We start from the raw sequence: 25226 nt of genomic DNA, 5'->3' as shown, positions 1-25226 counted from the left end.
ATGTGTAATAAAGTAAAAACACTTGCCAAAAACAAACAAGGACAGCTGTCCTACTGCACTGGATGCAAGGTCTATAAACTTATCTTTAATAATCTAAATTTTGAATTGTATCCTAAACAGTTTAGAAATTTAAGAGCTTATGTAAACGAGATAGAGGTAGAATACTGGGAAATAAAGCATGATCGCATGCCTATGAAACGTAAAATACCCATACCATCTACTCAACAAAATCTTACTATGATGTTTGATAAACATGAAATCGTGCTGCTTAAATCACTTCTTAATGAAGAAACGGTTAAACCTATGGAGACACTCGCTATTACCGATATTGATTACACCTTGTTCTTAAATTAAGAAGCAGTCTCTAAGTAGGATCGCAATTATTACAACCACCTATTAAATATCTCTACAAAATAGCTATAACTAGTAACTTTAAGAACTATATTTGCGCCCCAGCAATATTAAACTAGTTAAATTAACTTTTACTTGCTGCATTTCTCTAACGATAAATAGAGAGAAAAGACATTTATAGAAAAGAGTCCTTTATATTGTTATGTTGGACTACTAGAAAAAGCTGAGGAGCTCCATCCTTGGCTTTTTTGTTTTATAGAATTATGTTAGAAATCATCTCAAAAAGTTTATCATGCACTGCACTGCTTCTCTTAAATGAGCAGGCAATAAACTAGATTCCCAAGGATGCGATGCTCCTAGAGTATGGTTAGCCTCTCTTATTAACTTTAATTGAGAGTTAGGACTGGCTTTATGGATAGCCAAAGCGTCTTTTACTAGAACGGTTTCATCATTCTCCCCATGTAAAATAAGGTGCGGCTGCTTTATTTTTTCGGCTTGTTTGAGAATGGTTAATGCTTCTTCATTTTGAACAAAATCTTGATAAAACTGATAGAAAAGTGGCATTTCTTGCTTTGTACGACCATTTTTGATGTACATCACTTCATTTTCTTTCCAGTCTTCTAGTGCTTTACCGCTAGGAAAACGCTCTGCATAATTAGCTACTGCAGCAAGTGTAATCAGTTTTGAAACCCTATTGTCTTTTGCGGTGACAATTGTGGTGATTCCTCCAGCTCTAGAGTGTCCTAATAAATTGATTTGAGTGCTATCTATAGGCAACTGAGAGTTCTCTATCCAGTCCAGTACTGTAACAGTATCACGTACTTCTTTACTATAATTATTATTTCCGAAGGCATCGAGATCTGGAAAATCTATAGGTTGCTCTACCGTGCCGCCATTGTGTGAATAGTTGAATTTTATGAATAGAAATCCCGCTTTGGCGAAAGCCGAACCCATCAAACTCCATGCACCCCAATCTTTATATCCTTTATATCCATGACAAAAAACTACGACAGGCAAAGGCGTACCAGATTCTAAATATTCATAGTCTAACAGTATATCACGGTTGTTCTCTCCTTTTACTATGTTATTATTACTAGTTATCATACGGGCTTTTCTGTTAGAGGAATACTTTTATTAAATAGTTCTTTGATCAACACAAAAAGTACTTGTTCAAAATCCTGAAGTACTGCGACATCGATCATTTTTTCTTTATAAGATCTACCGGCTTTAAAACCAAAAGGTATGTAGCCCTGATCAAAATTCTTAAAACTTATTATACCAGCACTTGCTTCTGTAAAAGGCTCATTATGGCTGTATAAGTATGTGTACATGAGTACTTGAAATGCCTTAGCTTTTCCATAATCATCGATTATGATATCAAAGTTCTCTGGATCGATACCTACATTACCCTTAGCCGTTGCACCAGATTTATAGTCTATAATACGCAACTTACCGTCTAACTGATCGATACGGTCTACCATACCATGTATTTTCACCTTTCCTATTTCAGGAACATCAATTACAGCTTCTAGTTTGCGCTCTACACTTTTAATAATTAGTTCGCTACCGCTAGCAACTAGATCTAAATCGCTTTGCACCATCATTTTTATATAATGTAGTGATACTTCATAAATGATTTTATTCTTTCCTAGCGGTGTAGAATCTGACTTATAACATTCTTGATAGGCTACATCTAACTCTGGTTTTATCTGTTTTTTAATTTTATCAAAATCTTCTTTGATTAAAATCTTATTTACATAGGGCTGATAGAGTTTATCCAGCGCCTCATGTATGATAGAACCCATGGTATTTGCTGCTATATTTTCTTCTACGTCTTCCATTTGAGAAATGCGCAAAATCTTACTCGCATAAAAATCTATAGGATTGCGCACATAACTCGTTAAGGCCGACGGGCTGAAACCGCTGCTCGCTATTTGTTGCAATCTTTCAAAATAAGATGGCTCTTTCTCGACCACCATTAATTCTTCTTTTACCGCACTATTTTTAAAAATATAATGCTGGTGAGAGACTATATGTTTAGAATTAGGATCTGTTTCTAGTTGTGTTAAGAACCTACTTTTCTCACCACCGCCTAGTGTATCACCTTCTGTATTGTAAATAAATGCTGCATGATTTACTCTGTGCAATAATCTATAGAAGTGGTAAGCATAGACACTATCTTTCTCTGAATAGGTAGGCAGTGCAAACTGATACTTCATATCGTTAGAGATATAAGAGGCTGTAGATTTTCCAGCTGGTAAAATCCCCTCATTTACCGATAACATTATGGTATTTTTATAATCTAATGCTCTAGTCTCTAAAAGCCCCATTATTTGCAAGCCACGTACAGGTTCTCCTATAAAATCCAGATTTTTTAAAGGAACAAGTTGCTTGTATAAATAAGCCACTGTTTTAAGATCCTTTATCTCTTCATTATTATCTACTATGGTAGATAAATTCTGTACTACCTCTGTAATACCTAATAACTGCTCTATTTCTAACCTTCTATTCTCCTCTTGCAACAACTTAGTTTTAAGCTCTAGTAGAACGTTTTCTATTAACTTGATAAGCTCACCTACGTTTTGAATAGGTGTCATGATTTTATTGAGAATAGTACCTTCTATCACATCATCAAAACTAGATGGAGTCACATAGATTAAGTTATTCTCTTTAATATATTTCACTAATTTACGAGAGTCGCTGTCTATTAAAACAAATGCAAATGAAGACTCTAGAATATTTACTACTCCTTTGTAATAATAGCCATCTTCAGTAGCCTCGGTATGCATTTTAATAATATCATATACAAATGCAGATAGTGGTAACTGGTCTAGAGACAGTCCCATAGTCACATTAAAGTGTGCAATATTATCAGGTATAGCGTCTAGTAATGGCAAAAGCAATCTCTCGTCTGCGAGAATAATTGCAGTATCTTCTAGCTCTTCTTGAGGTATTTGCTCCATTAACTTTACCGCAACCTGGATCATACTTAAATTACCAGCTGCGCCATGAATATCTATTTTCTTATTGGACTGGTATTCATTACCATATATTTTAAGCTCGTTCTTATCATAATACTTCCAGTCTTTTTTAAACTTGCGTATAAATTTACCAGATTCATGATAAGGCAATTCCATAAGGTATTGATCTATATCCCAGTAAATACACGCCTGATCTTCCTCTAGGAGTTTTTGTATAATATTAGATTCGGCAGTGTTGAGTGCGTTGAGCCCTAAGAAAATGGTCTTATTTTTAGTGGTAGAGTTATTGGATAATTGTTCCGCTTTCGCGAAAGCTAACCTATAAGCCATCCCTTGATACACCGTTTCATTTTCTAGACATAATTGTTGGAAAGCATTATAGTACAAGTGGAGTTTTTTCCAAAACCTCAAATACTTAGACACCATCAAAGTTGGGTTTTGATTTAAAGCCCAGTGATCCATCTCTTTTACACTACCTAGGTAATTAAAAAACTGTTCTGGATCTACGAGATAACGATCCATTTCATTAAAATCTTTGAGTATAGTTGTTGCCCAACCTATGAATTCATCAAAGCTATCTACATTTCCTTCTGTTTCTACACTTTTATAAGCCTTATAAAAAAGTGGTAATAAATCGAGATCATTAACTATTTCTACCTGACCTAATTGTTCAATATACTCTGTAACGCTATAGATTTTAGGTAAAAAAACAGGCTGTTCTATGCGTTGTGCAAGATACCTACTCAAAAAAATACCGACACGTCTAGACGGCACGACATAAGTTGCTGTTATGGCATCTATATTGTTATTCTCTAAGTCTGCAAGGACTTTTTCTAAAAATGAATTCATCTGGTTAAGATAATTAATATGCTCATTTTAGAGAACAAATTTGCATAGCTTTTAGAAATAAAAAAAGTCCATTTGCAATTGCAAATGGACTTTTAAAAGCATTGGCTGGTTAGTAATACTTTTTATCTTTTTGTGATCGTAAATTCAGATCTACGAGATAATTCATATTCGTCTGCCGTACATTTTTTAGATCCACAATCCACAACTGGATTAGCTTCTCCACGACCTGCAGCAGTTAATCTAGAACCGTCAATTCCTTGAGACTCTACATACTTGATAATGCTATTTGCACGTCTTTCTGTAAGAGCAAGGTTATAAGAGTCAGAACCTCTAATATCTGCATATGTTTCTGCAAGAACTTCTAGAGTAGGGTATTTTTTCATAAGACCTACTAGTCTATCTAACTCAAGTGCAGCATCTGGACGTATGTTAGATTTTGCAAGATCAAAGTATATCTTATTCAAGATAATTTTATCCTCAACAATTTCTGGTTCTGGAGCCATCATTACTTCTACCATAGCAGCTTCTTCTTCAGCAACTGTTAGAGTAGCTTCACCACTTTCATATTTATCTTTTGCACCACGTGCAGTAAGCTCTAGGTTACAGTCTGTAGTAAATACAGCAACACCATTAGCATCTGTAGTCTGTCCTGGCATACTGTTTCCTGCAGCATCTTGTAAAGATACTATAGCACCTGGAATAGCTTTTCCTGTTTCTTTGTCTACTGCTTTAACTGTTACAGCAACTTCACAGATTTCGATTCTTTCTACACCGTAGATATCATCACCACCTTTACCACCTGCGCGGTTAGAAGATACATAACCTTTACCTGTTTCATCAGAATAAGTAAATCCAAAATCGTCTAAAGAACTATTGATAGGCGCACCCATGTTAGTTACTTTACCATCCATAAATTTAAATACATCTAGTCCACCTAGACCTAAGTGACCATTACTTGAGAAGTAAAGAGTACCATCGTCTGCAACATGTGGGAAAGAATCATCTCCAGATGTATTAACCGTAGGACCTAAATTTACTGGGTTAGAAATTTTTCCATTTTTAAGATCTGCTTTATAGATATCAGTTCCACCTAATCCACCTGGTGCTTCACTAGCAAAGTAAATAGTTGAACCATCTTTAGTAATAGAAGGGTGACCTACACCATATTCTTGTGATTCTAAAGAAGTAGTTGCTACATCTCTCCACTCACCGCCAGCTTTAATAGCACGGTAAATATTTAATTTACTCTCACCATCTGTAGCTTTTTCATAATCGCCTTTTAAGTAATCTACTCTAGTAAAGAACATGTATTTACCATCTGGTGTGATATCCATAGTACCTTCATGATACTTTGTATTTACGTCACCTTCTAAAAGCGCTGGTTTACCAACAACACCAGCGTCATCGATAGTAGCCTCATAGATATCTAAATAAGGTTCTTTGTTCCATCCATATTTACCTCTACTCTCATTACGAGCACTAGAGAAATATAATTTGTTACCTATTTGAAGTGCTGAGAAGTCACTTGCTTCTGTATTAAATTTATGAGCCTGAGTAGTAAATGCATCTTTCATCCCTTGTATATCTTGAATATAGTTTGGATTAGACTTGTATTCTTTTGCACGATCATCGCCAGGTGCAAGACTTGCAAACTGATTCATAATCGTGTTAGAAAGGTCGTATTTTTGAGATGCTTTTAAAGACTGTGCATATCTGTAAAGCGACTCTGCTTTAGGATCACGCTTTATAGCTCTTGCATAGTTCTTCTCTGCATTTTTAAAATCACTATTGAAATAGTAAGAATCTGCTAGTTTAGTATAAACATGCTGTGTTCTTACACCGTTGCTTAAAAGCTTTTCATAAGCTTTGGCAGCATCTACATAACGTAGTTGCTCGTATAATTTATCTGCTTTTGCAGTTTTATCACTTTGGGCTTGCGCGCTCATCGCAAAACCAACGCATAAAATTAAGAGTATATATAGTTTTTTCATGGTTGTATTCTTTGCTGTTTGAATTAGAAGAAACGTGGAGACTGCATCACTTTACGAGGGAAAGCTAAACCGAAGGTTACAAACACCTCGTGAGAACTGTTAGATACCACAGAGATATCTGACACTACACGGTCATAAGCATATCCTACTTTTACATTATCAGTAACATTCATTCCTATTAAACCACTAAATGAATCTTCCAGACGATAAGAAACACCTACTTCAAATTTTTCATTGAATAACACGTTTGTGTTTAAATCAAAACTAACTGGAGAGTCAAATGCACCTTTTACTAATACGTGTGGCTTTAATTTAATATTGTCTGCAACATCAAATACATATCCACCTGTTACAAAGTAATGTTGTGTTTCACTTCCGAATTCTAAACCGTCCTCATCTAAGTGAGTACTTTTTAACATGTTAGGAACAGAAAAACCAGCATACCAGTTAGATCCATATAAAAATGCACCTGCACCTAAATTAAGATAAGTCTCATTAAGTTCTTCGGCAAAAAGTGGATCACCTGGTACCGTAGTCTGTACGGTATTTAAATTTACATCAAAAAAGGTAAGTCCTGCTTTAAGACCTAAGGCTAGAGTAGTTTCTTTACCAACTTGAAGTCTGTATGAAAAGTCTCCATAGGCATTAGTCTCGTGAACCGGGCCTACATTATCAGAAATTACAGATAGACCTAAACCTGTGCGCTCACCTATAGGTGAACTACCTGACACTGTAATAGTCTCTGGTGCTCCATTAACACCAGACCATTGCTGCCTGTATAATGCGGTTATATTTAGGCCATCTTGTGTACCAGCATAGGCTGGATTGATAACATTCTGATTGTACATGTACTGTGTGTACTGAGGATCTTGTTGTGCGTGCACTACGCTTGTAGCAGCGATAGAGAAAAAGAGCCCCATTGCAAGTAATTTTTTCATTCTCACAAAGTTAGTTTTAAGGTTGTGTTATAGTTTTGTCTGGCTAAATATAGTCTGAATTATTCCAATTAAAGGACTTCTACTGTTCTTATTTTTGCTTTCGCGAAAGCGAAACTACAATCTAACAATAAAATTCTGTTTAAAAGATACCAGTCATATATCTAGAATGGTGAATATATAAAAAATCTAAGCCTAGTTCTATTTAACAATTTCATAATAGATTAAGGGTTGCATTTCATAGTCAAATAACGTTTAATTACGTCTGAATATCGCAAAAACAGGAAAATGATCACTATATCCACCTTTATAATTGCGACCTACAAATGTTCTTGCAGGCTGTCCACGGTATTTTCCTTTCCACTGTCTTAACATGATATCATCAAAAATATCTGCTTTATAAAAGTAAAGGGAATCTGGTACGTCGTTATGTAAACTATCACTAACCATAATCTGATCAAAAAGATTCCACTTAAATTGATGATTTAAAGAACCGCGATGAAATTTCTTTAATGGCGCAGTGACGTTATCAAATCCGTTAGGTAATATTCCTTCTCTAATACTATTATTTTCAGGGTCATCATTAAAATCTCCCATAATAATGACATGATGAGACGCCTCTATTTCTAGATCGCTTTTAAGTCTTTTAGACTCCACATCCTTAGTTGTTATGTGATGCATTAATTGTTTTGCTACTTCTACTCTTTTATGGTCGGTAGTTTCTGCACCGTCACGTCTGGACGGCCAGTGATTCACATAGATACGCACAGGTGTACCAGCTAGAACACCTTCTATATAAAGTATATCTCTAGTAGTATCTATGACACCTTGCTCATCTTCTAGATGAATATTTACTGGTTCTGAATGTGTGGGCTTAAAAACAGTAGTATCATACAATAAAGCTACATCGATACCTCGCTCATCTGGACTGTTATAGTGTATGTAATCGTAATTATGATTGGCCAGTTTGGGTTGCGAGACTAGATCGTTAAGCACCTTTTTGTTCTCCACCTCTGCCAGTCCTATTATCGCAGGTAGTTTACCGGTTTGTTCATAACCTATTCTACTAATAGCATCACTTATTCTTACTAGTTTTTTTTGATACCTACTTTCTGTCCATTGCTTGCGACCAAATTCTGTGAATTCTTGATCCATAATAGAAGGATCGTTAATTACATCAAATAGGTTTTCTACGTTATAAAAAGCAATCGTGTACTGTTCAAATGACTGTGATGGTATGGACAACTGAAGATATTTTAGTTTTCAAATGTAATCTATCTAACAAGCTTTTAAAATGATTCATAAAGTAATTTAAAGGATACTATGTTCTTAAAAAAATAATACCGGTAACTAAGTATATATTTTAAAACACAATGAAAACTACATATTTTACCTCATCAATTACTTGATCGTTAAGCTAGTGTATTACTTTGAGAGTTAATTAAATTATTGAGTTTATTCTATTCTCTGGTTACTTTACAGCAACTAAAATGCTTTGATTTAAATTTCTTAAAAAATCTATACATGTAGTAATTGCATCATTATTGCGCTCTAATTTGCTCATCATCATAGCACCTTCTAGCGTGGCAATATAAACGTGGACCATCTGATCCACATCTGTATTTTCTTTAATGTGATTTCGTTTTTTTGCACTTTCCATTATCCTGCGCAATGTAGATTTAAAAGTAACCAGCATGCCGAAGGATTGCTGCCTTAAAACTGGGTTTGCATCATCACTTTCTACTGCGCTATTAAGTAAAGGACAGCCACCAGCATATGGCGGATTCACTAGATAATTTTTAAAAAAAGTAAAAAACACCTCTATCTTAGACTCATAACTAGTCGCGTCTTTAATTTCTTTATTAAGAATATCAAACATTTGACGCCCTAAACTCCTCAACGCTTGCTGCTCAAGGTCTTCTTTGTTCTTAAAGTGTTTGTAAATAGCACCTTTAGTTAAACCAGTCGCTGTAGTGATATCACTTAAAGATGTGGCTTTATAACCTTGCACATTAAATAGGTTTGCGCTTTCTTTTAAAATCGTTGTTTTAGTATGCTTTGGATTTCTCATGGCATAAAGATACCGCTTGGTATTTTAATATGCAACTAGCTTTTCTTAGGTTATTTAATCACAGCCTAGATCTAATTTACTCTGGTCGTCTGCATTAGGAAAACAATTTCCTGACTTAACAGACTCTGGCACATAACGCGATAACTCTGGATCATAAAGACTGTTCTCTACAAAGAATACCAGATCAGAAATCTCTTCTTCAGTTAAATTAAGCGTACCTTTTTCTACAGCTATGTTGTTAATCGCATTATTATCTTGAAGTGAAGCACCATTCTTATAACGTATTACTTCTTCTATTGTACTAAATGTAGAGCCATGTCCATAGAATCCTGCATCTTTTAAATTATATAAAGTTGGTGTTTTAAATTTATAATCATCGGCACTGTTACCAGTAAAACCGCCTCTTCCTTTCTTTACATCATCAAAACCAGCGTCATCTAACACAACAGCATCAATAGAATCATCAAAATGACCAAAACCGAATGCATGGAATTCCTGGTCTTTTAAAGCAGGACCAGTATGACAGTTCATACACTGCCCTTTATCTGCAAATACTATCGCACCTCTTTTTTCCTTATCAGTAAGTGCTGTATAATCACCTTTTAAATAAAACTGCCATCTAGAACGACTAGCTAGCAGGGTTCTATTAAATGCTGCAATAGCAAGCGCTGCATTTTGCGGTGTGTATCTATCTGCCTCTGCAACATCTTCAAAGGCCTTATTAAACAACCATCTATAACCATTATTATTAATGAACTCTTCGTCTATTTTAAGCCTGTGTGTTGTTTGCCCTATTAAACCTTGCATTTCTACTCCTTGAAAACCTAAGTTGTTTTCTGGTATACCTGCAGCTGCCCATCTAGATTCTGTACCTACATTAGGTCCTGTTGCACCCAGCATACCATTCCATAAAGCTGTTTCTTGATAAGCTACATTTAACAAAGTCGGTGGTCGCACCGGTTGTAAGTCTACAGAATCTAGCGGCATAGTTAGATCTATGCGTCTACCTTCTCCTGCAAATCCAAATCCAATACCTGATTCTCCCACACCTTGTCTCACACCTGCATAAAAACTAGAAGCCACAGGATGACAGGACGCACAAGAATAAGTTCCTTCCATTTGCTCCATTTTAGGAACACCTCCAGCAGCTGTTTCATGAACTAAAAATTGCCCCAATGCAACCTTATACGTATTTAATGGATTTAAAGGATCTTGAGGTATGGCGTTAAAATCATCGCTTTCTGGTAAAATAAAAAATCCTTTTCCCTCACCATTTGCACGTTCTTCTAATAAATCATCTAATCGTATATCTAATTCTGACCTAGCTATTTCATAATCGTCCGTATCATCACAAGATATAAGAAGTAGAAATATTATACTTAATAGATAAAAATTTTTCATTGTAGGCTGGTTTTGACGGCTAATTTAACTAAAATTTCACAGTCGTGATATTTTTGTGATATTTAAGACTCGTTCCAGAGACTACCTTTGCCACATGGATAGATTACACTATGAATATATAAAGAACCAGAGACCTGTTTTACTTTTAATACATGGCTTTTTAGGCAGTATGGAACAATGGGATTATCTTGAAAATGGACTATCTAAACATTATTCCCTTTTAAAAATCGATCTCCCAGGTCATGGTAATAGCCCAGAGTTTACATCTCCATACACTTTAGAATCGCTTACCTTACTAATAGACCACATACTGATAAAAGAAAAAATTGAAAAAGTGGCTATTCTAGGTCATAGTATGGGAGGATATTTGGGTTCCGCTTTCGCGAAAGCGAGACCTCAAAAAACATCTTCTCTTACCTTATTAAATAGTATAGTTGGAGAAGATTTAAAAGAGAGGAAGATAATGAGAGACCGATCTATTAATCTCATAGAAAAACACCAAGAAGCTTATGTAAACATGGCAATAGGCAATCTTTTCACTACTACAGAAAGAGCATTATATAGTGATCGTATAGAACTCATGAAAGAGCAAGCACATTCCATTACTATTAAGAGTATTGTACATGCACTGGTATGTATGCGTGATAGAAAAGACCATCTTATGGATTTACAAAACGCTCTAGTAGCAGTGAATTACGTCTACGGCACAAAAGACCAGATAATCACAACTGATCGCATAGAAAAAGAAGCTAACTACCTTAATTGTAAAGCATCAAAGATGGATTGTGGTCACATGTCATTGTTAACAAATGCTGAAGACATCCTTAAAAAAATGCATTTTATCGAATAATTATGCGTTTAGACAAATTTTATTAACAATTTGACTTATATTAGTTGGCTTAATTCTAACCAGAATACTATTACTCTAATTCTCCCTATCGATGCGTAAAAAATATTCCCCAATTAAGGCCGCAAGATGCTCCATTACAAAGCACAACTACCAAGTTTCTCATGTAGTTAATGACCGCGTACAAGAAATGTGTTGTTCAAAGTGCGGTAAACAAATCACTAATACTATTTATGGAGAAGTCGTACCGCTTAACGACTTACATTCACAAATAAATGAAGCGTTAAACGACATGGCTCGTAAAAGACAAAAAGCAGGGTTAGTCGTTTCTTATTCTTGAAAACTATTCCATCCCATAGCTCTTATTGGGATTTGCTCACCACCACGCGTCACTAGATTACTGCCTAGAGATGCGTCTACCACATGCCCGATTATAGACAGACTAGGATTTGCTTTAATTTTAGGAAAATCTTCCTGCTTTACAGTGAACAATAACTCATAGTCTTCACCACCGCTTAAAGCAATAGTTGTACTATCTAGATTAAACTCCTCACAAGCAGTAATTACTGTAGGATCTAGAGGTATTTTATCCTCATAGATAGTAATTCCTACATCACTATGTTTACATAAATGTATAATTTCAGAACTTAAACCATCAGACAGGTCTATCATACTAGTAGGTAGAACATCTAACTCTTCTAACAATTTAGGAATATCCTTTCTTGCCTCAGGTTTTAACTGGCGTTCTAATAAATAGCTATACGCATCGATATCTGGCTGGTTTTGTGGATTTGCTTTAAAAACAGCTTTTTCTCTTTCAAGAATTTGAAGTCCCATATAAGCAGCACCTATATCACCAGAAACCACTAATAAATCACCATCAGCAGCTCCTTTTCTACGCACTATCTTATCTGCATCTTGCTCACCTATAGCCGTTACCGATATAACAAGCCCACTTCTAGAAGCTGTTGTGTCACCACCTATTAAATCTACATTATAAGTTTTACATGCCATTTCTATACCTTCATACAGTTCTTTTACTGCCTCTACAGGGAATCTGTTAGAAATAGCAATAGAAACAGTCACCTGAGTAGCAACTGCATTCATGGCATAAACATCAGATAGATTTACCATAATCGCTTTATACCCTAAATGCTTTAAAGGAGCATAACTTAGGTCAAAATGAACACCTTCTACCAGCATGTCTGTAGTAACTACAGTAGATTTAGCATGATTTAATACAGCGGCATCATCACCTATACCTGTAACCGTAGAAGAATGAGTGATCTCAAAATTCTTAGTTATAAAATCAATAAGGCCAAACTCGCCTAGGTTCTCTACAGGAGTACGTTGTGGATTTTTATCTTCTATCATGTTGCAAAATTACGATATAGCCCACAATGACAGCATAAAAAGAACCTAATCTTTAAAATATAGCTAGCAATAAACAGATTGTATATCACTATATGAGAATATCATGGCTCTCCAATGTTTACCGTTCTTAGTGTCGTATATTTGTATGCATTTTAAACAAGCAATTTATATGATAAGTGTATCAGAAACTGCAAAGATTAAACTTACTCAATTAATGAGTGAAGAAGGTTTTACTATAGGTCAGGACTTTGTACGCGTAGGTGTTAAGAGTGGTGGATGTAGCGGACTTTCTTATGATTTAAATTTTGATAAGGCAACTACAGAAACCGATAAGGTTTTTGAAGCAAACGATGTAAAGATAGTCGTAGATAAGAAGAGTTTTCTTTACCTAGTAGGTACTACACTAGAATTTAGTGGCGGTCTTAATGGTAAAGGTTTTGTATTTAACAACCCAAATGCACAAAGAACTTGTGGTTGTGGAGAATCGTTTTCTCTATAAAAAACAGTAGGTAGTGACGCTTTCGCGAAAGCGGAATTAAAAGAAAATATATGTCAAAGTATACAGAAGAACAATTAGAAAAAGAGCTTCAGAATAAGGAATATGAGTACGGATTCTATACCGAAATGGAATCAGATACTATTCCTATAGGTTTAAGTGAAGATGTGATACGCATTATTTCTGCAAAGAAAAATGAACCACAATGGATGCTAGACTGGAGATTACAAGCCTATCGTGTATTTATCGAGATGGAAGAGCCAGAATGGGCAAACGTAAATTATGATAAACCAGATTTACAAGCCATCTCTTATTACTCTGCTCCTAATTCTAAACCTAAATACGACAGCCTAGACGAAGTAGATCCAGAATTACTAGAGACATTTAAAAAATTAGGGATATCTATCGACGAGCAAAAGAAACTTGCTGGTGTAGCGATGGATATTGTGATAGATTCAGTTTCTGTAGCGACTACATTTAAAGAAACTCTAGCCGAAAAAGGAATCATCTTCTGCCCTATTTCTGAAGCGATACAAGATCACCCAGAATTAGTTAAAAAACATCTCGGTACCGTAGTTCCTCAAAAAGACAACTATTATGCAGCTCTTAACAGCGCGGTATTTTCTGACGGTTCTTTTTGTTACATTCCTAAAGGTGTAAAATGTCCTATGGAACTTTCTACATACTTCCGTATTAATGAAGGTGGTACTGGACAGTTTGAGAGAACACTAGTTGTTGCAGACGAGGGCAGCCTTGTCTCTTACCTAGAAGGTTGTACGGCACCATCACGTGATGAAAATCAACTGCACGCTGCTGTAGTAGAATTAATCGCTATGGACGACGCAGAGATCAAATACTCTACCGTGCAAAACTGGTACCCTGGTAATGCCGAAGGAAAAGGTGGTGTTTTTAACTTTGTTACTAAACGAGGACTTTGTGAGAAAAATTCAAAAATCTCATGGACACAAGTAGAAACTGGTAGTGCTGTAACCTGGAAATACCCAAGTTGTATTCTTAAAGGTGACAACTCTGTAGGAGAATTTTATTCTATCGCTGTAACTAATAATTACCAGCAAGCAGACACCGGTACAAAGATGATTCACTTAGGGAAAAATACTAAAAGTACCATTATCTCTAAAGGAATAAGTGCTGGTAAATCTCAAAACTCTTATCGTGGTCTTGTAAAAATAGGACCTAGAGCAATTAACGCTCGTAACTTCTCACAGTGCGATAGTTTATTAATGGGTAATGAGTGTGGTGCACATACATTTCCATACATAGAGAATAGTAACAGTACGTCAAAAGTAGAACACGAGGCAACAACAAGTAAAATAGGTGAAGACCAGATTTTCTATTGTAACCAGCGTGGTATTGATACAGAAAAAGCAATTGCACTTATCGTAAATGGTTTTTCTAAAGAAGTACTGAATAAATTACCTATGGAATTTGCGGTAGAAGCGCAAAAACTACTAGAAATTAGTCTAGAAGGATCTGTAGGATAGAGACCGATAACCAATTAATTTATTAAATATGAAACGATTAATCGTTTTTAGTTTTTTAGTATTAAGTATTGCCTCTTGTAAAAATGAGAGCCAGTCTACCGAAGAAACTGTAGTAACAAAAGAAGTGACAGAAAACGCACTTCCAGAAGGAGAACAACTCTATAGAGGTGAATTTATTTACCTAAAAGACGCTGCTGTTCTTACTACAAGAAACGAGATCTATGCCGTAGAGATCAATGATAAAATGCACGAACTCAATGAGGTGGCAAAAGCATTGAAAAAAACGGAATTTGACATGGTAAATGTCGTTATACATGGAACAATACAACCTAATCCAGTAAAAGCTGAAATAGGTGAAGGATGGGATCAAATGGTGTCCATCACAAAGATTATAGAAGTAACTCCAGCAACAAGTGCAAACGTGATTAAGACTGGAAAAACGTTAGATATTAAAGAAGTTAAATAACAGATATGTTAAAGATTAAAGACCTTAAAGCAACTATAGAGGGAAAAGAAATCCTTAATGGAATCAACCTAGAGGTAAACCCAGGAGAAGTTCACGCAATAATGGGACCTAATGGTGCTGGTAAATCTACACTAGCAAATATTATCGCTGGTCGTGAAGAATACGAAGTTACTGGTGGAGAAATATCTCTAGAAGGTGAAGACATTGCAGAATTAGATCCTGAAGAAAGAGCTCACAGAGGTGTTTTTCTTTCATTTCAGTATCCAGTAGAGATTCCTGGTGTTTCTGTAACTAACTTTATGAAAACCGCTATCAACGAGACTCGCAAGGCTCAAGGTAAAGATGACATGACTGCAAAGGACATGTTAAAGATGATACGTGAGAAGTCAGAGCTTTTAGAAATAGACCGTAAATTCCTTTCTCGTTCATTGAATGAAGGGTTTTCTGGTGGAGAGAAAAAGCGTAACGAGATTTTTCAAATGGCCATGTTACAACCTAAACTTGCTATTCTTGATGAGACTGACTCTGGACTAGACATCGACGCACTACGTATCGTGGCAAATGGTGTAAATAAGTTGAAAAACAAGGATAACGCAACTATAGTTATCACACACTACCAGAGACTTCTAGACTATATCGTTCCTGATTTTGTACACGTACTATATAATGGACGTATTGTAAAATCTGGTGGTAAAGAACTAGCTTTAGAATTAGAGAAGCGTGGTTATGACTGGATCAAAGAAGAAGTAGAAGCATAAATTTAATAGGATTGTGATGATCTCGCTTTCGCGAAAGCGGAAACAACATCCAACTCTTTAAACAACAACAATTATGAGTTTTAAAGACCATATTCTTTCTTCTTTTATCGCCTTAGAAAATGAGGTAGAAACTAATAACTACGTGCATAAACTACGTGGTGAGGCATTGAAAGATTTTGAAAATCTAGGAATTCCACAGCGTAAAGAAGAAGCATACAAATACACTTCATTAAAATCTTTATTTAATAAAGACTATAGTCTGTTTCCTAAAAAGGAAACATCTATCGATTATGGAGATATTAAAAAATACCTTATCCATCAAATTGATGCTTACCGCATTATATTTATAGACGGTATTTATAGTTCGCATCTTTCTCAAACTACGCATGATAAATTTGACGTTTGTTTAATGTCTAGCGCATTAAATAATCCTAAATACGCATCTGTAATTGAGAATTATTATAACAAACTAGCGACTAAGGATGGACTTACCTCTTTAAATGCAGCGTTTGCAAAAGAAGGTGCTTACATACACATAGGAAAAAACATAGCGGTAGAAAAGCCTATCGAGATCGTTTATTTCTCTACAGGTAACGAGGCAGAGATGATGACGCAACCTCGTAATCTAGTAGTAGTAGGAGAAAATTCTCAAGTACAAGTTATAGAGAGACATCAAAGTCTAAGCGATAACGCTGTACTTACTAACTGTGTTACAGAAATATATGCTGCAAAGCGTGCTCTTGTAGACTGGTACAAAATCCAGAATGATAAATTGAGTGCATCTTTAATAGATCACACATTTGCAGAGCAAAAAGACAACTCTGAGGTACGTATTCACACGTTCTCATTCGGCGGTAAAATAACTCGTAATAACTTGAGTTTTTATCAGCGTGGTGAGCACTGTAACTCTGTACTTAACGGTGTTACTATTATAGAAGGTAAACAACATGTAGATCACTCTACACTAGTACACCACACAGCGCCTAATTGTGAGAGTTTCCAAGAGTACAAGCAAATCTTTGACGAGCGTGCTGTAGGAGTTTTTAATGGTAAAGTTCTTGTAGATAAGATTGCTCAAAAGATCAACGCTTATCAACAAAACAATAACATATTAGTAAGCGATACTTCTACTATTAATGCAAAACCTCAATTAGAGATCTTTGCAGATGATGTAAGATGTTCTCATGGTTGTACTATAGGTCAACTAGATGACGAAGCATTGTTCTACATGCAAGCTCGTGGTATTCCTAAAAAGGAAGCTCGTGCGCTATTGATGTTTGCCTTTGCAAATAGCGTATTAGAAACAGTAAAGATACCAGAGATTAAATCTCGCATTACTAAACTTATTGCCACTAAACTAGGCGTAGAGATCGGTTTTGATTTGTAAGAGAAAATAATTAATACAAAGCGTGACGGATATATTAATCCCAGTATTATTCTTTTTGGTGATATTTTCACCTGTTATTTATCAATTAATATTGGTACTTAAAGAAAAAAAGAATGGTACTGGGATTCATTTTAAACGGTTTAAATTTATTTTAAAAACAAGCCTAGCAACTTTCATTTTATTTGCGATTATTATAGCCATTTTAAGTCATACTAATTATCTGGACTATAAAAAACCAATGACTTATGATCAATATGATGATATAACATTTCTAGATTTTAAAGGCATTGAACTTTTTAAAAAGTCTTTATATGGAAATGAAAGGTTTGCATACATCTATACAGAAATTGATTACGATATAAAAGAAGACCACATTTTAATTCAATCATTTTTTCACCCTTCTAGATCTTTTGTTTATGATCAACAAACATATAGCGAAGAGTTATTAAGACATGAAAAATATCATTTTAAAATAACAGAACTATTTACCAGAAAAGCAAAACAAGAAATCTCAATATTACCATACACAACCAGTAGTGAAGTGCTTAATATAATAGAAGATACCTATATAAAGGAAAGAGAATTTCAAAAGAAATATGACTATGATACATTCCATAGCTATGTTCTAGGTGAGCAAAAGAAATACGAGCATCAAATTGATAGTTTATTGTTAGATTTACAATCGTTCAAGAATTCTAAAATTATAATAGATGTTCAAAATTAAAGGTGCCCTACTCTTACTTACATTATTAATAATAAGTAGTTGTGAAGAAAAAATGGAGCATGAGTTTCCAATAGAAAAAAGATATTGGGATACTAAGGATTATCACTCGGCCGTACTAGAATTAAGATATGGATATAAGCAGGATGAAAAACTACCTACATTAGACGACCCAACGACTCGAGTAATAGTAGAGAAACTGACAGATCAACAAAACTTCAAGGTAGTATTAGACGACACAGAATTAGGCGGAAAACACAGGAATAAAGTTGGCCAAGATTTCTTTGAGGAATATAGAAGCATGAGTCAAATATATACCGCAAGAGATCGCAAAGATAATTATCTTTACGATGAAGAAATGCTTGCCGTTGAGCAATTCGGTTTAGGCCTTCAATTACGATATTTTAAATTAGGTAATGATCAAGTTAAAAAACAAGCAGACGATCCTAAATCTGCTAGTGTAAAACACACAATCAGTAATAACATAAATGTCTTAATTGGAAATTATTTATTATACCTAGATAAAATCAATAATGAAGCTGCATTTTCTACTGCAGGTAAGGATAAACTAGCAACAGGGATTAACACTTATTTTCCCCTACTTATTAATACATATCCAGACGCAAATTTAAATCGTATTAAAAATAAGGCTGAATTGATGTTGAAAAAGAGTGAATCTACCCCTATCAAAAACTCACTAGAAGAAATAATTAATTTAATAGATTCTAAACAAATCAAGGATCAAGAAGAGTATCAATAAACTAGGCGTAGAGATCGGTTTTGATTTGTAAGAGAGACGAATTACTTATATATTAAAAAATGCCTCATCTTTTGATGAGGCATTTTTTATAGAGAGATTTTACTCGAGTACAACAGAATATCTTCCTCCAATTTAACAATGCCTTCACGACTAGATCGTACCTTTGCAGGTATGCTAGACATCAAGAAAATAAGAGCTGACTTTCCTATCCTAAACCGCAAGGTAAATGGACATTCATTAATCTATTTTGATAATGCTGCGACTTCTCAAAAACCACAACAGGTTATTGATAAAATCGTTGAGTATTATACATTATATAATGCAAATATACACCGTGGTGTACACGCATTAAGTCAGGAAGCAACAGATTTATTTGAAGAAAGCCGCGAGAAAGTAAGAGCCTTTTTTAATATTGCTCATACTAAGCAAGTCATCTTTACTTCAGGTAACACACATTCTATAAATGCTGTAGCAAACGGCGCTCATGCCTTTGTAAAAAAAGGGGATGAAGTAATCCTTAGTGCTGTAGAACATCATTCTAATATCGTTCCATGGCAAATGTTATGTGAACGTGTAGGAGCAACTATAAAAGTTATACCTGTACTAGATAATGGAGAGCTGGACATGGCAACTTACCATCAATTACTTAATTCTAAAACAGCTTTTGTAGTTGTAAATCACATTTCTAATGCGCTAGGAGTTACTAATCCAGTTAAAGAAATTATAGATGCAGCACACGAGCATGGAGCAATGACACTTATTGACGGTGCACAATCTTGTGGACACATGAAGATAGATGTACAAGCTCTCAATGCAGATTTCTATACCATGGCTGGTCACAAAATGTGTGGTCCTACAGGAATAGGGATCTTATACGGTAAAGAAGAAGCATTAAACGCATTGCCTCCTTATCAAGGCGGTGGTGAGATGATAGACCAGGTAAGTTTTGAAAAAACTACCTATGCTGGTTTACCACATAAATTTGAAGCAGGAACACCTAACATAGCTGGTGGTATTGCCTTAGGCGCAGCTATAGATTACTTAAATGAAATAGGTATGGATGACATCGCTGCCTATGAAAATGAGTTGCTTATTTATGGAACAGAGCAAATTAAAACCATTCCAGGAGCAAAGATCTTTGGAGATGTGACTGACAAAGCTGCCGTAATAAGTTTTAACGTTGCTAGTCTACATCCTTATGACATAGGTACCATAGTAGATAAACTAGGTGTTGCTGTAAGAACTGGACACCACTGTGCACAACCAGTTATGGAGCGTTATCAAATACCTGGAACCATAAGAGCTAGTTTTGCATTTTATAATACTAAAGAAGAAATAGATGTTATGGTACAAGCTTTGCAACGTGCTGTAAATATGTTATCTTAACTTTTAAGATAATTTAAAACAAATTATATGAAACTAACTACTGCAATACTCGTTTTAATGACCCTTATGGTTACCAGCTGTAAAGATATAGATGCTATTAATGGTGATTATGATATCACAATGGTAGGTAGCAACGACTACTCTGCTCACGATATTACCATGACTATAGAAATGGGAAAAGAAAATAAGATTTCTGGTAAATCTGCTTGTAATGGATACTTCGGTACTTTTAAAAACCCTGAAGATAATCAAGTAGAAATGGGAATGATGGCAGGCACAAAAATGTACTGTAAAGAAACTGCAGCCGTAGAAAAAGATTATTTAAATCATCTATCTCTAGTAACTGCTGTAAATAAAACTAAGACTGGACTAGACTTACTTAACAAAGATGGTGAGGTAATCATAGTTGCAGTAAAAAAAGAAACTAAGTAATGGCAAGTATTCAAGAAATACAAGAAGAAATCGTAGAGGACTTTTCTATGTTTGACGACTGGATGCAGCGTTATGAATATATGATTGATTTAGGGAAAAGTCTTCCATTAATAGATGAGAGTCTTAAGACTGAAGACCGTATCATTAAAGGTTGCCAGTCTAAAGTATGGGTAAATGCTGAGCTTGTAGATAGTAAAATCGCTTTTACTGCAGACAGTGATGCTATTATCACAAAAGGTATTATCGCCATTCTTATAAGAGCATGGTCGGGACAGAAACCTGCAGATATTATTGCTGCAAACACAGATTTCATAGATGAGATAGGCCTTAAAGAACACCTTTCTCCTACACGTGCAAATGGTCTCGTGTCTATGATTAAACAATTAAAAATGTATGCGGTTGCATATCAAACTCAAGTAAATTAAGATGGAAGAAGTAAACGGACAAGAACTAGGAGAGAAAGTAGTAAAAGTACTTAAAACTATATATGATCCAGAAATACCTGTAGATATCTATGAACTAGGTTTGATCTATGACGTTATGGTAAGCAGCGATGCCGAAGTAAAAATACTCATGACTCTAACATCTCCTAACTGCCCAGTTGCCGAAACGCTACCAGTAGAAATAGAAGAAAAAGTAAAGTCTCTTAAAGAGGTAACTGATGCTGAGGTAGAGATCACTTTTGACCCACCATGGAGCAAAGAATTGATGAGTGAAGAGGCAAAACTTGAATTAGGAATGCTTTAAAATGCAAGAAGAAATCATTAATCGCGTAGCAAACTCTAAGTTAAAGAACTTTGACTTAGAAGATTTCTACGCGCCAGGTTCTCGTACAGTTATTGATATTTCTCAATGGCTGTTAGAAGGAATGGTTTTGATAGAATCCCGCTTTCGCGAAAGCTTAAACACAACAGACTTTACAGTTTATAATGAACATTACGTTGCTATAATATGTAGCACAGACGCTATTGTACCACAATGGGCGTGGATGTTAGTACAAAGTCATTTACAAGGAATCGCAAAGAAAGTAGTTTACGGTTCTCTAGAACAGTTAGAAACTGAAATTTACAGAGAGGTGATTCAAAACCTAGATGTAAGCGAGTTTAAAGACGCACCGGTTATAGTAAAAGGTTGCTCTAATAAACCTGTTCCTGTTGCTGCCTATGGTATGATTACTGAAAAGTTACAGACCGTTGCTCGTTCTATTATGTATGGTGAGGCCTGCTCTTCTGTACCAGTTTATAAACGTAAAAAATAACTGCGATCGCCATTTTGTCACGCTATAATAGACATTTGTTAATGGCACATTCCTTGAAAAGAATATGCTAGAAACGAGAGTGTTCTCGTAATTACAACCAGCACCCTACCATATGCAAATTTTAAGCTATATCGCTATATTTTTTGTTCTTAGATGGCTTTACAACACTTTTTTAAGTGATGGAAGCTCTCAACAAAGAAGAACAACTTACTCAGGTAATCCATATCAAAGAAGCACTACAGTAAGTCCGCAAGATTTTGAATTGAACTTACTTTCTTTAACCTCACTAGTCATTAAGGCAGATGGTAAGGTGACGCAAACTGAGCTAGATTATGTAAGACAGTACTTTGTGAGTTCTTATGGTAAAGAAAAGGCAAATGCCATTTTTAGAGTATTTAACGACGTTGTTAAAAAACGAGAAGTAAGTGCTGCTAGAATATGTAATTACCTCAACGCAAGAACTAGATATGAGTCTAGGTTGCAAATTCTTCATTTCTTATTCGGTATTGCAAAGGCCGATGGTCATGTAAGCGCAGACGAGATACGTGTTATACAACAAATAGCTGGTCATTTAAGACTTACAGAGCGTGATTTTATTTCTATAAAAGCCATGTTTGTTCAAGATCAAGATAACGCGTACAAGATTCTAGAAATAGATAAATCCGTACCAGATCATGAGGTAAAAAAAGCCTACAGGACTATGGCAAAAAAATACCATCCAGATAAATTAATGGATATGGATGAGGCTTATCGCAAAGGCGCTGGAGAAAAATTTCGCAAGGTGCAAGATGCTTATGAAACCATACGTAAAGAGCGTGGCATGAGTTAAGTTTAAGTTTAAAATTTACTTAAATCATAAATCAAATGCCTGGTCTAATCCTTTTTCATTACAAATTTCTTTCCTTTGCAACCTATGCAAGATCTAGATAATCCATATTTAAAAGGCCAAGTATTATTAATCGATAAACCACTAGAATGGTCTTCTTTTCAGGTGGTCAACAAGTTGCGCTGGTTGATAAGAAAAGAATATAAGATTAAGAAAATAAAAGTAGGTCACGCAGGCACATTAGATCCGCTAGCTAGTGGGCTTCTTATTATATGTACAGGTAAAGAAACTAAGAACATAAACACTTACCAGGCACAAGAAAAAGAATATACCGGTACGATAACACTAGGTAGTACTAGACCTAGTTATGATATGGAAACTGAGATAGATCAAACCTTTCCAATAGATCAACTTACTGACGAGTTAATTAAAGAAACTACCGCACAATTTACTGGAGAGATTCAGCAAAAACCGCCTATTTTCTCTGCTATTAAAAAGGATGGAAAACGTCTTTATGAACTAGCACGCGCTGGAGAAACCACAGAGATAGCCTCTAGAGCAGTTACCATTCACGAATTTGAAATCACAAGAATTGAGTTGCCAGAAGTAGATTTTAGAATCTCCTGTAGTAAAGGAACCTACATTAGATCTATAGCACATGACTTTGGTGCTGCGTTAAATAATGGTGGTCACTTATCTGCTCTTAGAAGAACAGCCATAGGTAATTATCGAGTAGAAAATGCGATGACTATAGAAGGTTTTGAACAGCTGGTTAAAACAGATGCTGGAGACTAGAAATTAAATTTTACGGGAACACTTAAACTGTCCACCACTGGTACAGTAAAATTAACAGCTCCTTTCCCAACTTTTATACTACCTTGATACTTTACTTCTACCTTTTGACTTGCAAGTATTTGTAATGCTGCGCCTAGAAATCCTTTCCCTTTTTCTCCATAAACTTCTTTAGGATTAATAGAAGTGCGTATAGGAAATTCAAATTCTGAATTTGCAGGCATAACCACATCTTCATGCTGATTTACAACCGCTGTTTTCTTACCGTTAATATAAACATCAAAGTCTGCCTCTTTAAGATTAAGACCGACGCTATTAGGATTAAAAAGCACACAAGTAGCAACTACATCTAACTGACTAGCCGTTGCTTTTTCTAACTGAGCATCTTTAATCTCTACAAAGACGATGTCTTCATATGGATTACCACAAGAACTTAGAAATATAAATACTAGAAGAATAAAAAGCTTTTTCATGGAGCGATATTTGTGCAAAGATAGAAAGATGTAAAGAGTTTGAAATTAATAATCAATCGAGATAGAACGAGCCGATCCCTGATAAATTTGGAACAAGCTAATAGTATAAATTCAATTTCTGAGAGCCAAATTTTCTGGGAAGACATTTAAAAACAGCTGCTTTTCATTTGAAATAGCTTGTTTTGATTTAAAAAACACTTGTTTTCCATCTTTTTGAGCAACTATAAGAAAATCTGCACCTTGAAAAAAGGACTGTTGCACCTCAACCTTAAATCCTGTTTCAGATATTTTTAATTGATGCGGATATAAAATTAAATCCTTTTCAGAATTCAACCATTCCTTAGGTATAAGATTTACTTCGTCGAACAAAGATGCCGTATAAACACTTAATGGTTTTTCATACACTTGTGCGGTAGTTCTATAATCGATAATGGCACCTTCTTGCATGATAACTGTTTTATCACAAAATGATAGTACATCATCGCGATCGTGAGTAGCAACGAGACAACTGATATTATTAATCGTTAGGTAGTCAAACAACTTCCTACGCAATGCATTTTTCCTGAAGTTATCTATATGCGAGAAAGGCTCATCTAACAATAATAGTTGAGGCTCTTGTGCAAGTGCTTTTGCTATCGCTACACGCTGTTTCTGCCCGCCAGAAAGAGTTTTTACCTTGCGATCCTTGAGGTCGCTCATATCTACTACATCGAGTAATTCTAGAATGCGACTTACTCGATCATCTTTTTGTAAAGAAAGGTGTTCTCCCACATTCTCAAATACACTAGTAAAAGGCATGAGGTCAAATTCTTGCGGCACGTACTTCATCATGGGGTGTCCTGGCACTAGATGATGGTCTGGACCAGTAAGTTCTTCATCATCCCACAATATTTGTCCCTTTTTTGCCTGTAATAAACCATAGGTTATGTCTAGCAAAGTACTTTTTCCACAACCGCTCTCTCCTATCACGGCAACATGAGTACCTTGTTTTATGTCTAGAGAAATGTTTTTTAGGGTTTCCGCTTTCGCGAAAGCGAAACTTATATCAATCAATTGCAGCATCTAACAAAGATAACTACCGACAATTCAGATCTTACTAATTTTTTATAAAAAGAACTCGTTGATTTGATAAAAACAAAAGGCATAAAAAAACCCATGTCTTGAGACAT

27 protein-coding genes are annotated in these 25226 nt (G+C 35.3%); 17 read left to right on the top strand and 10 right to left on the bottom strand.

Annotated elements, in window-relative coordinates; translation table 11 throughout:
* Positions 1–354, top strand: a complete 354-nt coding sequence (locus ACJJVJ_RS10655) for a DUF6686 family protein (protein ID WP_104514125.1) — start codon at positions 1–3, stop codon at positions 352–354.
* A gap of 270 nt (positions 355–624) precedes the next feature.
* On the opposite strand, the gene ACJJVJ_RS10650 is transcribed toward ACJJVJ_RS10655, so the two are convergent.
* From ACJJVJ_RS10650 to ACJJVJ_RS10620, 7 genes are all read right to left on the bottom strand, one after another.
* Positions 625–1455, bottom strand: coding sequence for an alpha/beta hydrolase family protein (locus tag ACJJVJ_RS10650; protein ID WP_405370191.1), 831 nt, complete (start codon positions 1453–1455; stop codon positions 625–627).
* The gene (locus ACJJVJ_RS10645; RefSeq protein ID WP_405370189.1) at positions 1452–4181 is read right to left on the bottom strand and encodes a PD-(D/E)XK nuclease family protein; all 2730 of its coding nucleotides are present in this window, start codon (positions 4179–4181) and stop codon (positions 1452–1454) included. The genes ACJJVJ_RS10650 and ACJJVJ_RS10645 overlap by 4 nt, the downstream gene beginning before the upstream one ends.
* A gap of 122 nt (positions 4182–4303) precedes the next feature.
* Positions 4304–6172 (bottom strand): OmpA family protein, encoded by a 1869-nt coding sequence (locus tag ACJJVJ_RS10640; RefSeq protein ID WP_405370187.1) that lies wholly within the window; start codon positions 6170–6172, stop codon positions 4304–4306.
* 23 nt (positions 6173–6195) lie between these two features.
* Positions 6196–7110 (bottom strand): type IX secretion system membrane protein PorP/SprF, encoded by a 915-nt coding sequence (locus ACJJVJ_RS10635; RefSeq protein ID WP_170034476.1) that lies wholly within the window; start codon positions 7108–7110, stop codon positions 6196–6198.
* 252 nt (positions 7111–7362) lie between these two features.
* Positions 7363–8352, bottom strand: a complete 990-nt coding sequence (locus ACJJVJ_RS10630; protein WP_405370185.1) for an endonuclease/exonuclease/phosphatase — start codon at positions 8350–8352, stop codon at positions 7363–7365.
* Between the two features lie 226 nt (positions 8353–8578).
* A complete protein-coding gene (locus tag ACJJVJ_RS10625) occupies positions 8579–9178 on the bottom strand; it encodes a TetR/AcrR family transcriptional regulator (RefSeq protein ID WP_405370183.1) in 600 nt (199 codons plus the stop codon).
* A 54-nt stretch (positions 9179–9232) separates the two neighbouring features.
* Complete coding sequence (locus tag ACJJVJ_RS10620; RefSeq protein ID WP_405370181.1) at positions 9233–10579, bottom strand: cytochrome-c peroxidase; 1347 nt, start codon at positions 10577–10579, stop codon at positions 9233–9235.
* Positions 10580–10673: 94 nt separating this feature from the next.
* Between ACJJVJ_RS10620 and ACJJVJ_RS10615 the strand changes: the two genes are divergently transcribed.
* Complete coding sequence (locus ACJJVJ_RS10615; RefSeq protein WP_405370180.1) at positions 10674–11429, top strand: alpha/beta hydrolase; 756 nt, start codon at positions 10674–10676, stop codon at positions 11427–11429.
* Positions 11430–11520: 91 nt separating this feature from the next.
* Positions 11521–11766: a hypothetical protein gene (locus ACJJVJ_RS10610; RefSeq protein WP_405370178.1), complete on the top strand. Its 246-nt coding sequence runs from the start codon at positions 11521–11523 to the stop codon at positions 11764–11766.
* Here the strand turns inward: ACJJVJ_RS10610 and thiL are convergent.
* Complete coding sequence (thiL, locus tag ACJJVJ_RS10605) at positions 11757–12800, bottom strand: thiamine-phosphate kinase (protein WP_104514135.1); 1044 nt, start codon at positions 12798–12800, stop codon at positions 11757–11759. The two genes, ACJJVJ_RS10610 and thiL, sit on opposite strands and share 10 nt — an antisense overlap.
* A gap of 169 nt (positions 12801–12969) precedes the next feature.
* Here thiL and ACJJVJ_RS10600 point away from each other — a divergent pair, with 169 nt between their 5' ends.
* The 14 genes from ACJJVJ_RS10600 to truB all read left to right on the top strand — a co-directional run bounded on the left by ACJJVJ_RS10600 (position 12970) and on the right by truB (position 23587).
* Complete coding sequence (locus tag ACJJVJ_RS10600) at positions 12970–13299, top strand: iron-sulfur cluster assembly accessory protein (RefSeq protein ID WP_104514713.1); 330 nt, start codon at positions 12970–12972, stop codon at positions 13297–13299.
* Positions 13300–13349: 50 nt separating this feature from the next.
* Positions 13350–14798, top strand: a complete 1449-nt coding sequence (sufB, locus tag ACJJVJ_RS10595) for a Fe-S cluster assembly protein SufB (protein ID WP_405370175.1) — start codon at positions 13350–13352, stop codon at positions 14796–14798.
* A gap of 28 nt (positions 14799–14826) precedes the next feature.
* Positions 14827–15264, top strand: coding sequence for a component of SufBCD complex (locus ACJJVJ_RS10590; protein WP_405370174.1), 438 nt, complete (start codon positions 14827–14829; stop codon positions 15262–15264).
* A 5-nt stretch (positions 15265–15269) separates the two neighbouring features.
* Positions 15270–16022 carry a Fe-S cluster assembly ATPase SufC gene (sufC, locus tag ACJJVJ_RS10585; protein ID WP_405370173.1) on the top strand — a complete coding sequence of 251 codons (753 nt, stop codon included), beginning with the start codon at positions 15270–15272 and terminating at the stop codon, positions 16020–16022.
* Between the two features lie 73 nt (positions 16023–16095).
* Positions 16096–17409 (top strand): Fe-S cluster assembly protein SufD, encoded by a 1314-nt coding sequence (gene sufD, locus ACJJVJ_RS10580; protein ID WP_104514139.1) that lies wholly within the window; start codon positions 16096–16098, stop codon positions 17407–17409.
* 22 nt (positions 17410–17431) lie between these two features.
* Positions 17432–18133, top strand: a complete 702-nt coding sequence (locus ACJJVJ_RS10575; protein WP_405370172.1) for a hypothetical protein — start codon at positions 17432–17434, stop codon at positions 18131–18133.
* Complete coding sequence (locus tag ACJJVJ_RS10570; RefSeq protein WP_405370171.1) at positions 18120–18890, top strand: hypothetical protein; 771 nt, start codon at positions 18120–18122, stop codon at positions 18888–18890. The genes ACJJVJ_RS10575 and ACJJVJ_RS10570 overlap by 14 nt, the downstream gene beginning before the upstream one ends.
* Positions 18891–19028: 138 nt before the next feature.
* Entirely contained in the window at positions 19029–20276 is a 1248-nt protein-coding gene (locus ACJJVJ_RS10565; RefSeq protein ID WP_282957305.1) for an aminotransferase class V-fold PLP-dependent enzyme, read from the top strand.
* Between the two features lie 27 nt (positions 20277–20303).
* Positions 20304–20708: an META domain-containing protein gene (locus tag ACJJVJ_RS10560; RefSeq protein WP_405370169.1), complete on the top strand. Its 405-nt coding sequence runs from the start codon at positions 20304–20306 to the stop codon at positions 20706–20708.
* Complete coding sequence (locus ACJJVJ_RS10555; protein WP_348114183.1) at positions 20708–21133, top strand: SufE family protein; 426 nt, start codon at positions 20708–20710, stop codon at positions 21131–21133. Before ACJJVJ_RS10560 ends, ACJJVJ_RS10555 begins: the two co-directional genes overlap by 1 nt.
* A gap of 1 nt (position 21134) precedes the next feature.
* Positions 21135–21455, top strand: coding sequence for an iron-sulfur cluster assembly protein (locus tag ACJJVJ_RS10550; RefSeq protein ID WP_104514142.1), 321 nt, complete (start codon positions 21135–21137; stop codon positions 21453–21455).
* 1 nt (position 21456) lies between these two features.
* Positions 21457–21966 (top strand): DUF2480 family protein, encoded by a 510-nt coding sequence (locus ACJJVJ_RS10545; RefSeq protein WP_405370168.1) that lies wholly within the window; start codon positions 21457–21459, stop codon positions 21964–21966.
* Positions 21967–22078: 112 nt separating this feature from the next.
* Positions 22079–22795, top strand: coding sequence for a TerB family tellurite resistance protein (locus ACJJVJ_RS10540; RefSeq protein ID WP_405370167.1), 717 nt, complete (start codon positions 22079–22081; stop codon positions 22793–22795).
* An 84-nt stretch (positions 22796–22879) separates the two neighbouring features.
* A complete protein-coding gene (truB, locus tag ACJJVJ_RS10535; protein ID WP_405370166.1) occupies positions 22880–23587 on the top strand; it encodes a tRNA pseudouridine(55) synthase TruB in 708 nt (235 codons plus the stop codon).
* On the opposite strand, the gene ACJJVJ_RS10530 is transcribed toward truB, so the two are convergent.
* Together ACJJVJ_RS10530 and ACJJVJ_RS10525 are read right to left on the bottom strand one after the other, a co-directional pair.
* On the bottom strand, positions 23584–24057 hold the full coding sequence (locus ACJJVJ_RS10530; protein ID WP_405370165.1) for an LEA type 2 family protein: 474 nt from the start codon (positions 24055–24057) through the stop codon (positions 23584–23586). The two genes, truB and ACJJVJ_RS10530, sit on opposite strands and share 4 nt — an antisense overlap.
* 111 nt (positions 24058–24168) lie before the next feature.
* Positions 24169–25119 (bottom strand): ABC transporter ATP-binding protein, encoded by a 951-nt coding sequence (locus ACJJVJ_RS10525; protein WP_405370164.1) that lies wholly within the window; start codon positions 25117–25119, stop codon positions 24169–24171.
* Between the last annotated feature and the right edge of the window lie 107 nt (positions 25120–25226).

The organism is Nonlabens sp. Asnod2-A12, assembly GCF_045063745.1.
In the GTDB taxonomy this organism is placed as follows: Bacteria; Bacteroidota; Bacteroidia; order Flavobacteriales; family Flavobacteriaceae; genus Nonlabens; species Nonlabens xylanidelens.
Note: the sequence above shows the minus strand (reverse complement) of the source record. Positions and strands in the feature narration are given on the sequence as shown.

Coding starts and splice junctions, on each gene's coding strand:
- ACJJVJ_RS10655 (WP_104514125.1), top strand. CDS start 1: ATGTGTAATAAAGTAAAAACACTTGCCAAAAACAAACAAGGACAGCTG.
- ACJJVJ_RS10650 (WP_405370191.1), bottom strand. CDS start 1,455: ATGATAACTAGTAATAATAACATAGTAAAAGGAGAGAACAACCGTGAT.
- ACJJVJ_RS10645 (WP_405370189.1), bottom strand. CDS start 4,181: ATGAATTCATTTTTAGAAAAAGTCCTTGCAGACTTAGAGAATAACAAT.
- ACJJVJ_RS10640 (WP_405370187.1), bottom strand. CDS start 6,172: ATGAAAAAACTATATATACTCTTAATTTTATGCGTTGGTTTTGCGATG.
- ACJJVJ_RS10635 (WP_170034476.1), bottom strand. CDS start 7,110: ATGAAAAAATTACTTGCAATGGGGCTCTTTTTCTCTATCGCTGCTACA.
- ACJJVJ_RS10625 (WP_405370183.1), bottom strand. CDS start 9,178: ATGAGAAATCCAAAGCATACTAAAACAACGATTTTAAAAGAAAGCGCA.
- ACJJVJ_RS10620 (WP_405370181.1), bottom strand. CDS start 10,579: ATGAAAAATTTTTATCTATTAAGTATAATATTTCTACTTCTTATATCT.
- ACJJVJ_RS10615 (WP_405370180.1), top strand. CDS start 10,674: ATGGATAGATTACACTATGAATATATAAAGAACCAGAGACCTGTTTTA.
- ACJJVJ_RS10610 (WP_405370178.1), top strand. CDS start 11,521: ATGCGTAAAAAATATTCCCCAATTAAGGCCGCAAGATGCTCCATTACA.
- thiL (WP_104514135.1), bottom strand. CDS start 12,800: ATGATAGAAGATAAAAATCCACAACGTACTCCTGTAGAGAACCTAGGC.
- ACJJVJ_RS10600 (WP_104514713.1), top strand. CDS start 12,970: ATGATAAGTGTATCAGAAACTGCAAAGATTAAACTTACTCAATTAATG.
- sufB (WP_405370175.1), top strand. CDS start 13,350: ATGTCAAAGTATACAGAAGAACAATTAGAAAAAGAGCTTCAGAATAAG.
- ACJJVJ_RS10590 (WP_405370174.1), top strand. CDS start 14,827: ATGAAACGATTAATCGTTTTTAGTTTTTTAGTATTAAGTATTGCCTCT.
- sufC (WP_405370173.1), top strand. CDS start 15,270: ATGTTAAAGATTAAAGACCTTAAAGCAACTATAGAGGGAAAAGAAATC.
- sufD (WP_104514139.1), top strand. CDS start 16,096: ATGAGTTTTAAAGACCATATTCTTTCTTCTTTTATCGCCTTAGAAAAT.
- ACJJVJ_RS10570 (WP_405370171.1), top strand. CDS start 18,120: ATGTTCAAAATTAAAGGTGCCCTACTCTTACTTACATTATTAATAATA.
- ACJJVJ_RS10565 (WP_282957305.1), top strand. CDS start 19,029: ATGCCTTCACGACTAGATCGTACCTTTGCAGGTATGCTAGACATCAAG.
- ACJJVJ_RS10560 (WP_405370169.1), top strand. CDS start 20,304: ATGAAACTAACTACTGCAATACTCGTTTTAATGACCCTTATGGTTACC.
- ACJJVJ_RS10555 (WP_348114183.1), top strand. CDS start 20,708: ATGGCAAGTATTCAAGAAATACAAGAAGAAATCGTAGAGGACTTTTCT.
- ACJJVJ_RS10550 (WP_104514142.1), top strand. CDS start 21,135: ATGGAAGAAGTAAACGGACAAGAACTAGGAGAGAAAGTAGTAAAAGTA.
- ACJJVJ_RS10545 (WP_405370168.1), top strand. CDS start 21,457: ATGCAAGAAGAAATCATTAATCGCGTAGCAAACTCTAAGTTAAAGAAC.
- ACJJVJ_RS10540 (WP_405370167.1), top strand. CDS start 22,079: ATGCAAATTTTAAGCTATATCGCTATATTTTTTGTTCTTAGATGGCTT.
- truB (WP_405370166.1), top strand. CDS start 22,880: ATGCAAGATCTAGATAATCCATATTTAAAAGGCCAAGTATTATTAATC.
- ACJJVJ_RS10530 (WP_405370165.1), bottom strand. CDS start 24,057: ATGAAAAAGCTTTTTATTCTTCTAGTATTTATATTTCTAAGTTCTTGT.
- ACJJVJ_RS10525 (WP_405370164.1), bottom strand. CDS start 25,119: ATGCTGCAATTGATTGATATAAGTTTCGCTTTCGCGAAAGCGGAAACC.